This window comes from Tardiphaga sp. (assembly GCF_025356345.1).
Lineage (GTDB): Bacteria > Pseudomonadota > Alphaproteobacteria > Rhizobiales > Xanthobacteraceae > Tardiphaga.
On record NZ_JANXTC010000096.1, the window covers coordinates 1 to 8,605 of the forward strand.

The 8,605-nt window shown below is 64.5% G+C and carries 7 protein-coding genes; 3 read left to right on the plus strand and 4 right to left on the minus strand.

Annotated elements, in window-relative coordinates; translation table 11 throughout:
• Positions 1 to 45 precede the first annotated feature (45 nt).
• Complete coding sequence (locus tag Q0S16_RS05310) at positions 46 to 1,542, minus strand: CoA-acylating methylmalonate-semialdehyde dehydrogenase (RefSeq protein WP_295845879.1); 1,497 nt, start codon at positions 1,540 to 1,542, stop codon at positions 46 to 48.
• A 149-nt stretch (positions 1,543 to 1,691) separates the two neighbouring features.
• On the minus strand, positions 1,692 to 2,339 hold the full coding sequence (locus Q0S16_RS05315) for a TetR/AcrR family transcriptional regulator (RefSeq protein ID WP_295845880.1): 648 nt from the start codon (positions 2,337 to 2,339) through the stop codon (positions 1,692 to 1,694).
• Positions 2,340 to 2,606: 267 nt separating this feature from the next.
• On the opposite strand from Q0S16_RS05315, the gene Q0S16_RS05320 reads away from it, so the two are divergent.
• The 3 genes from Q0S16_RS05320 (at position 2,607) to fabF (ending at position 6,108) form a co-directional block, all read left to right on the plus strand.
• Positions 2,607 to 3,377, plus strand: a complete 771-nt coding sequence (locus Q0S16_RS05320) for an enoyl-CoA hydratase (protein ID WP_295845881.1) — start codon at positions 2,607 to 2,609, stop codon at positions 3,375 to 3,377.
• A 143-nt stretch (positions 3,378 to 3,520) separates the two neighbouring features.
• Positions 3,521 to 4,801, plus strand: a complete 1,281-nt coding sequence (locus Q0S16_RS05325; RefSeq protein ID WP_295845882.1) for an MFS transporter — start codon at positions 3,521 to 3,523, stop codon at positions 4,799 to 4,801.
• 44 nt (positions 4,802 to 4,845) lie between these two features.
• Positions 4,846 to 6,108, plus strand: a complete 1,263-nt coding sequence (fabF, locus tag Q0S16_RS05330) for a beta-ketoacyl-ACP synthase II (protein WP_295845883.1) — start codon at positions 4,846 to 4,848, stop codon at positions 6,106 to 6,108.
• Positions 6,109 to 6,176: 68 nt separating this feature from the next.
• On the opposite strand, the gene Q0S16_RS05335 is transcribed toward fabF, so the two are convergent.
• Together Q0S16_RS05335 and Q0S16_RS05340 are read right to left on the minus strand one after the other, a co-directional pair.
• Positions 6,177 to 7,733: a carboxyl transferase domain-containing protein gene (locus tag Q0S16_RS05335; RefSeq protein ID WP_295845884.1), complete on the minus strand. Its 1,557-nt coding sequence runs from the start codon at positions 7,731 to 7,733 to the stop codon at positions 6,177 to 6,179.
• On the minus strand, positions 7,663 to 8,595 hold the full coding sequence (locus Q0S16_RS05340) for an IclR family transcriptional regulator (protein ID WP_295845885.1): 933 nt from the start codon (positions 8,593 to 8,595) through the stop codon (positions 7,663 to 7,665). The genes Q0S16_RS05335 and Q0S16_RS05340 overlap by 71 nt, the downstream gene beginning before the upstream one ends.
• Positions 8,596 to 8,605 lie beyond the last annotated feature (10 nt).

Consider the following 8,605-nt stretch of genomic DNA (forward strand, 5'->3'; position numbering starts at 1 on the left):
GGTCCTCGTTGAGAGCGAACTGCATCCCCTGTCCTCGCTCCGCGACTAGTTCATCGTGGGGATTGAGAACTCAGCGCCTTCCTTGACGCCGGATGGCCAGCGCGCGGTGACGGTCTTTGTCTTGGTATAGAAACGGATCGAGTCCGGGCCGTGCTGATTGAGGTCGCCGAAGCCGGACCGCTTCCAGCCACCAAAGGTGTAATAGGCGATCGGCACCGGGATCGGCACATTGATGCCGACCATGCCGACATTCACCCTGGCGGCGAAGTCACGGGCCGCGTCGCCGTCGCGGGTAAAGATCGCAACGCCATTGCCGTAATCATGGTCGGATGGCAGCGCCAGCGCCTCGGCATAGTCATGGGCGCGGACCACCGACAGCACCGGACCAAAGATCTCTTCCTTGTAGATCCGCATGTCCTTCGTCACATTGTCGAACAGACAGCCGCCCATGTAGAAGCCGTTTTCATACCCCTGCATCTTGAAGCCGCGGCCGTCGACCGACAGCGTGGCGCCTTCCTTGATGCCGATCTCGACATAGTCCTTGACCTTCTCCAGCGCCGCGCGCGTCACCAGCGGACCGAAATCGGCGGTGGGGTCGATCGAGGTCCCGATCTTCAGCGCCTCGACCCGCGGGATTAGTTTTTCCATCAGGCGATCGGCGGTGTTCTTGCCGACCGGCACGGCGACGGAGATCGCCATGCAGCGCTCGTCGGCGGAGCCGTAGCCGGCGCCGATCAGCGCATCGACGGTCTGGTCCATATCCGCGTCCGGCATAATGATGGCGTGGTTCTTGGCACCGCCAAAACACTGCGCGCGCTTGCCGGTCGCCGCGGCGCGCTCATAGATATATTGCGCAATCGGCGACGAACCGACGAAGCCGACGGCGCGGATGTCGGGATCGTCGAGGATAGCGTCGACCGCTTCCTTGTCGCCATTGACGACATTGAGGATGCCCGGCGGCAGGCCCGCCTCGATCATCAGCTCGGCGAGCATCATCGGCACGCCGGGATCGCGCTCCGAGGGCTTCAGGATGAAGGCATTGCCGCAGGCAATCGCCGGGGCAAATTTCCACATCGGGATCATCGCCGGAAAGTTGAACGGGGTGATGCCGGCGACAACGCCGAGCGGCTGGCGCATCGAATAGATGTCGATGCCGGGACCGGCGCCCTCGGTGTATTCCCCCTTCATCAAATGCGGAATGCCGCAGGCGAATTCGACCACTTCGAGGCCGCGCTGGATATCGCCCTTGGCGTCGGGCACGGTCTTGCCATGCTCGCGCGCCAGCAGATCCGCCATCTTGTCGTAGTCGCGCTGCGCCAGTTCGAGAAATTTCATCATCACCCGGGCGCGGCGCTGCGGATTGGTGGCGCCCCAGCCGACCTGCGCCTCGATCGCATTCTCCACCGCCGCGCGCATCTCCGATTTCGACGCCAGCGCTACCTTGGCCTGAACGTCGCCGGTCATCGGTTCGAACACGTCAGCGAAACGTCCGGATGTACCTTTGACCTCGCGGCCGCCAATGAAATGACCGATGTCGCGCATGCTTCTCTCCCAAACCAGTTTTGCCAGCATGTTGCACAGGCTTTATCTCGTTTGGAAAGGGCTTGGACGCGCAGCGGATTTGCGAAAATGCCGACATCACTGCGTCCTTGTGCGTGCACCGAAGGCGCCACGCAAACGGCGGCAACATGTCACGCCTTGGCGGTTACCACCTTCAAGCCGGCCTTCTTGACGGCCGGCTTCTTCGCAACCGGCTTCAGCGCCGCTGGCCGTTCGAGTACAGCATCCCGACCGGCGCTGAGCAGTTCCTCGGACAACTCGCCCGATCCGGCGACGCGTGCCAGCACCAGCGCGCCCATCATCGTGGCAAGCGCCGCCATCGCCTGCTTCCGATTCGGTTTACCGGCGGCACCCGGGAACTGCTCGGCGATCAGGCCGATCATCTGATCCAGCTTGGCGGCGAATGCCTTGCGCGTCTTCGGGCTTTCGCGAGCGATTTCGGCGCTCAGCGCTGGCAATGCGCAGCCATGTCCGGGATTGTCGCGGTGTTGCGACGACAGATAGAACTCCACAAAGGTGGGCAGGCGCTGATCCGGAGCGGCCTGCACCGACAATTGGCGCCAGCGTTCCATCGAACGGTCCATGGCATAGCCAAAGGCTTCGACCACCAGGGCTTCGCGCGAGTCGAAATGCGCATAGAACCCGCCATGGGTGAGGCCGGCGTCCTTCATCAGGTCAGCGACGCCGATGCCATGCGCGCCCTTTTCGCGCAGCCGCACAGAGGCCTTCTTGACGATCCGTGCATGAGTCTCGAGCTTGTGTTCCTTGGAATAGCGCATCAACGTTCCATGCCATTCTGGATTGATCGGCGAATTCAACTTGTAGCATCTCATGCCACAAATCGGCCCCGGCCGGAATGAATAGTTGGCTGCGCTCCGAAGCTCGATTTCGGACACGCAGGCCATATGAATGACGTTAGTCATATAACCCAGTTGGCGACCATTCGCAATCTGTCCGCTTCGCTGGCCTTGACAAACAAGTATTTTAATCGGGAATCGGTACGACAAGACCGGCGATCCACGCCGGCAACAACCGCGGGACGTCCTATGCATATGCTCAATCCTTTTTGCGGCGTCGATCGTGATCCCCGCGGCGTTGTGCGGCTGACGATCTGCAACGCCGGACCGCTCAACATCCTCAACTCGGCCGCCATCCAGGGTGTGCGCGAGGGTCTGGAAGTGCTGGCCACCGAACGCGCGATCCGCGCGCTGGTGATCGCCGGACAGAGCGAGAAGAGCATGATCGGCGGTGCCGACATCAAGGAGATGGCGACGCTTGATCAGGCCTCGGCCGAGAAATTCATCACCGGCCTTCGCGACCTGTGTGAATCCGCCCGCGCCTTTCCGGCACCGGTGATCGCCCGGATTCCTGGCTGGTGCCTTGGCGGCGGGCTGGAATTCGCCGCCGCCTGCGATTTCAGAATCGCCGCGCACGACGCCAAATTCGCCATGCCGGAGGTCCGGGTCGGAATTCCCTCGGTCATCCACGCCGCCCTGCTGCCACGTCTGATCGGCTGGGGCCGCGCCCGCTGGCTGATCATGACCGCCGCGACCATCGACGCGCCGACCGCGCTGGGCTGGGGACTAGTGGATGTTGTCGCCCCCGAGGGCGGCCTCGATGCGGCGGTCGAAAGCACCGTTGCGTCGATCCTGGAATGCGGCCCCGAGGCGATGCGCTCGCAGAAAGCCCTGCTGAGGCAATGGGAAGAACTGCCGTTAAAAGAATCCGTCAACCTCAGCGTCGCGGTATTCGGCGAGGCCTATCTGACCGGCGAGCCGCAGCGGCTGATGCAGGACTTCATCAACCGCAAGCGGTAGCCCGGCGCAGATTTGACGAACATTTTTGTCAGGACGGCAGTTGCATATTTCACGGCCAATTATATGATGATCGTCATCTCAAAAGAGCGGGGCATGTTGCGTCATGCACCCGTCATATCGCTCCGTTGACAACAGGAATACCCATGCTTTCCGGATGGCTCGCCCCTGCCCTCGCCCGCCGCAACATCCATTACGGATGGGCGATGATCGCGGTGACCTTTGTCACCGCGTTGGTCAGCGCCGCCGCGGTCGGTGCGCCCGGCGTCTTCATCGTGCCGCTGCAGAAGGAATTCGGCTGGAACACCGCCGAGATCTCGTCGGCGATGTCGATCCGCTTCGTCCTGTTCGGGCTGATGGCACCGTTCGCGGCGGCGCTGATGAACCGCTACGGGCTGCGTAACATGACGCTCACAGCGCTGCTGGTCGTGGTCACCAGCCTGCTGCTGTCGCTGGCCATGACCCAGGTCTGGCAGCTGATGCTGCTGTGGGGCGTGGCGGTCGGGATCGGCACCGGCATGACGGCGCTGGTGCTCGGCGCCACCGTCGCCAGCCGCTGGTTCAACGCCAGGCGCGGATTGGTGGTCGGCATCCTCACCGCGAGCGCGGCGACCGGCCAGTTGATCTTCCTTCCCATTCTGGCCAGCATCACCGAACATTCCGACTGGCGCTGGGCGCTGGCGCTGATGTGCGTGATGCTCGCGGTCGCCGCGCTCGGCATCCTGCTGGTGATGCGCGACCGTCCCGCGGATCTCGGCCTGCGTCCCTATGGCGACAGTGGCACCGCACCGATCGTGATTCCGCCGCCGAACCGCGCGCCTATCATGGCAGCTGCGCTGGGCGCCTTGCGCGACGCCGCGAAGACCCGCGTGTTCTGGATCCTGTTCGCCACCTTCTTCATCTGCGGCGCGAGCACTAACGGGCTGGTCCAGGTACATCTGATTCCGATGTGCCTGGATTTCGGTATCCCACAGATGCAGGCCGCCGGCCTGTTGGCGGCGATGGGCGTGTTCGATTTCATCGGCACCATCGCCTCGGGCTGGCTGTCGGACCGCTATGACAACCGCTATCTGCTGTTCTGGTATTATAGCTTGCGCGGCCTGTCCTTGCTGGCGCTGCCGTTCACCGATTTCTCGTTCTACGGGCTGTCGCTGTTCGCGATGTTCTACGGCCTCGACTGGATCGCCACCGTGCCGCCAACGGTGCGCCTGACCGCCGCGAGATTCGGCCCCGAACGCGCCGGTCTGGTGTTCGGCTGGATCTTTGCCGGCCATCAGCTCGGCGCTGCCACCGCGGCATTCGGCGCCGGCCTGTCGCGCACCGTGCTGCTGAGCTATTTGCCGGCGTTCTTCGCCGCCGGCGCGCTGTGCATCGTCGCTGCGGTGATGGTGCTGATGATCTCCCGCGACCGGAAGGTCGCCGCCTGAGCGCGGTGGCCGGCAGAACTTTCAACTTCAAGACTGGAATGATCATGCGCCGTATTGTGGTGACAGGAATGGGAGCGGTATCGCCGCTCGGCCGCGGCGTCGAGACCAACTGGTCGCGGCTGCTGGCTGGACAATCCGGCATTCGCCGACTGCCGGAAGCCATGACCACCGATCTTGCGGCCAAGGTCGGTGGCCAGGTGCCCGACATTTCGGATGATACCGAGGGCGGCTTTGATCCCGACAGGGCCGCACCGCGCAAAGACCAGAAAAAGATGGACCGCTTCATCCTGTTCGCGCTGATGGCGGCCGAGGAAGCCATCGCGCAGTCCGGCTGGACGCCGGAGGACGCGCGCGCCCGGCAGCGGACCGCGACGGTGATCGCCTCCGGCATCGGCGGCTTTCCGGCGATTGCCGAGGCGGTGCGGACGACGGACACCAAGGGCATTCGCCGGTTGTCGCCCTTCACGGTGCCCTCCTTTCTTGTGAACCTCGCCGCCGGTCACATCTCGATCCGCTACGGCTTTGAAGGGCCGATCGGCGCGCCGGTGACGGCCTGCGCCGCCGGCGTGCAGGCGATCGGCGATGCCGCGCGGCTGATCCGTTCCGGTGAGGCCGATGTGGCCATTGCCGGCGGCGCCGAAGCCTGCATCGACCGCGTCAGCCTCGGCGGCTTTGCAGCGGCGCGCGCGCTATCCAGCAATTTCGTTGACCATCCCGAGCGCGCCTCGCGCCCGTTCGACCGTGACCGCGACGGCTTTGTGATGGGCGAAGGTGCTGGCGTGCTGGTGATCGAGGAACTCGAACACGCGCTGGCGCGTGGTGCCCGGCCGATCGCGGAACTGATCGGCTACGGCACCACATCGGACGCGTTCCACATGACCGCCGGACGCGAGGATGGCGACGGCGCCAGGCGCGCGATGCAGATCGCGCTGGCGCAGGCCGGCATCGCGGCCGGCGACGTGCAGCACCTCAATGCGCACGCGACCTCGACGCCGGTCGGCGACCACGGCGAACTCGAAGCGATCAAGACCATCTTCGGCACCAAAGGCAGCGTGGCGATCAGCTCGACAAAATCCGCGACGGGCCATCTGCTCGGCGCCGCGGGTGGATTGGAAGCGATCTTCGCGATCCTGGCGCTGCGCGACCAGATCGCACCGGCGACGCTGAATCTGGAAAATCCAGATCCGGCCGGCGATGGTCTCGATTTCATCCGTGGCCATGCGCGCGCGATGACGATCGAGCACGTACTGTCGAACGGGTTCGGTTTTGGCGGCGTCAATGCCAGCGTGGTGTTCAAAAAGATCTAGTCGTCGCATTCCGGGGCGAGAGCGGCGGTAGCCGCGAGCGAACCCGGAATGACGAGGTGGGACGTCGTCTACGGCCGCATCGCCAGCCTTGACGGTCCCGGCATCCGCAATGGTTCGGCCAATCGCGCGAATTCGCACAACAGCGAGCGCGTCTTCATCGGGTTGATGACTTCCTCGACCCAGAATTTTTCCGCCGACCGAAACGGCGAACGCAGTTTGTTGAGACGATCCTCGATCTCCTGTTGCTTGGCCTTCGGATCCTCCGCCGCTTCGATCTCGGCGCGGTAGGCGGCCTCGATGCCGCCTTCCAGCGGCAGCGATCCCCAATAGGCCGACGGCCACGCATAGCGCATCGACAACCGGTTGGCCGGCTGATGCACCACGCCGGCGACGCCAAAGGCGTTACGGATGATGATGGTGCACCACGGCACCGTGGTCTGATTGACCGCTGCCATCACCCGCACGCCATGACGGATGGTCGCCGCCTTCTCGGCGTCAAGACCGATCATGAAGCCCGGGCAGTCCATCAGATAGACCACCGGCAGATGAAAGGTTTCGGCGAGGTCGACGAAGCGCACCACCTTCTGACAGGCATCCGCGGTCCATGAGCCGCCATGGTGAAACGGATCGCTGGCCAGCACCAGCACGGCTCGGCCCTCGAGCCGCGCGAAGCCCGTGATGATCGGTCGACCGAAATTCGCCGCCATCTCGAAGAACGAGCCACGATCAACCACCGCGTCGATGATCGGCCGCATCTTGTAGACCTGCTTGCGGTCGCGCGGCACCGCGTTGAGCAGACGGGCGTCGGCGCGCTCGGGATCATCGGTGCAGATTGTCGTTGGCGGCAGGCCGTATACCGAGGACGGCAGATACGACAGGAAGCGGCGCGCGCAAGCAAATGCCTCTTCTTCGGTCTCGACAGCGTGATCGACGCCGCCGGCGCGGGTCTGGATCTCGCTGCCGCCGAGCGCCTTCTTGTCCAGCGTCGCGCCGAACCGCGCCACCACCGGCGGCCCGGCGACGAACATCGCGGAGTTTTTGGTCATCACCGAATAATGCGAAGCCGCCAGCCGCGCGGCGCCGAGTCCCGCCACCGAACCGAGGCCGAGCCCGACCACCGGCACCTGCGCCATGTTGGCGATCGTATACCAGTACCACCGCGTGCCGCCGACGCCGCCCGGTAGATTGGCCGCGCCCTTGGTCTCGATGGTCTTCACCGAACCGCCGCCGCCGGAGCCTTCGATCACCCGGATAATCGGCAGGCGAAAATCATGCGCCATCTCCTCGGCCATCAGCGGCTTGGCCGAGATCGACGCGTCCGCCGAGCCGCCGCGCACGGTAAAGTCGTCGCCGACCACCACCACCGGACGGCCCTCAATCCGACCTCGGCCGAACACGCAATTCGCCGGCGTCAGATGAGTGAGTTCGCCGTCGGCATCATACTCGCCAACGCCGGACACCGCGCCGACTTCGTGAAAGCTTCCGGCGTCGATCAGTTTATCGATGCGCTCACGAACGGTGAGCCGGCCCTGGTCATGCTGTCGCTTGACCTTGTCAGCGCCGCCCATCTCCCGCGCGAATGCTTCGCGCCGGGAGAGGTCGTCGAGTTCCGGCTTCCAGGTCATTCACGTTCTCCGGGGGAAAAGTCTTGGGCGGCTTGGCCGCGGACAGCACGCCGGTCGGCGACGCGCTGGTCAGGCCGCTCTCGGCATTCTGCACCATCGCGCTGACGTCGCTGCCCAAACGGGCCAGCAACGGCGCGACCTCGTCGTGCAGGCGCTGCTCATCATACATCGCCGCCAGCAATCCGATGGTGACGACCACGAAGGTCTGGTACTGCGGCGACCAGATCGGCGCCGCGATGCCGGTGATGTGCGGGCTGAACATGCCGCCGGCGATGACATAGCCGTGCTCGCGCAGCGACTCCCGGTTGCGAACGATCCTGCCGCTCAGGATCTTCGCCTCCTCCGGCATTTCGCGCGACATATCGTTGATCAAGGCGTTGCCGACATCCTCGTCAAGCGCCGCGGTATAGGCATGGCCGGCCGCGGTGCTGCCCATCGCGATGCGGCTGCCGGTGGTGGAATGCAGGCCAAGCGCATGATCGGCGCGGGCATATTCCAGATAGACCATGTGGAAGCGATCGGGGATGGTGAAGCCGATGGTGCCGGGAATCTGCTCGGCGACTTCCTGCAGCCGCAGCCGGATCAGGTTACGCACCTGCAGCCCGCGCATCATCGAGGCGCTCATCGCCACCGCGCTCGGTCCGATACGGTATTTCTGATCGCCGGGCAGATAGGCCAACTGGCCCATCCGGGTCAGCGTATGCGTCAGCCGCGACACGGTCGAGCGCGGCAGGCCGCAACGCTTGGAGATTTCGAGATTGCCGAGCCGGGCGTCGTGCCCCTCGAAGCAGCGGAGAATCTCGAAGGCGCGCGCCACCACCTGGATGACGTCGCCATCGCCAGCGAGATCGCTGGCGAGCATGCCCTGTTTG

Excerpts from the sequence above, each read along its gene's own strand:
- Q0S16_RS05320 (WP_295845881.1), top strand. The coding sequence starts at position 2,607 with ATGCATATGCTCAATCCTTTTTGCGGCGTCGATCGTGATCCCCGCGGC.
- Q0S16_RS05315 (WP_295845880.1), bottom strand. The coding sequence starts at position 2,339 with ATGCGCTATTCCAAGGAACACAAGCTCGAGACTCATGCACGGATCGTC.
- Q0S16_RS05340 (WP_295845885.1), bottom strand. The coding sequence starts at position 8,595 with ATGCTCGCCAGCGATCTCGCTGGCGATGGCGACGTCATCCAGGTGGTG.
- Q0S16_RS05335 (WP_295845884.1), bottom strand. The coding sequence starts at position 7,733 with ATGACCTGGAAGCCGGAACTCGACGACCTCTCCCGGCGCGAAGCATTC.
- Q0S16_RS05325 (WP_295845882.1), top strand. The coding sequence starts at position 3,521 with ATGCTTTCCGGATGGCTCGCCCCTGCCCTCGCCCGCCGCAACATCCAT.
- fabF (WP_295845883.1), top strand. The coding sequence starts at position 4,846 with ATGCGCCGTATTGTGGTGACAGGAATGGGAGCGGTATCGCCGCTCGGC.
- Q0S16_RS05310 (WP_295845879.1), bottom strand. The coding sequence starts at position 1,542 with ATGCGCGACATCGGTCATTTCATTGGCGGCCGCGAGGTCAAAGGTACA.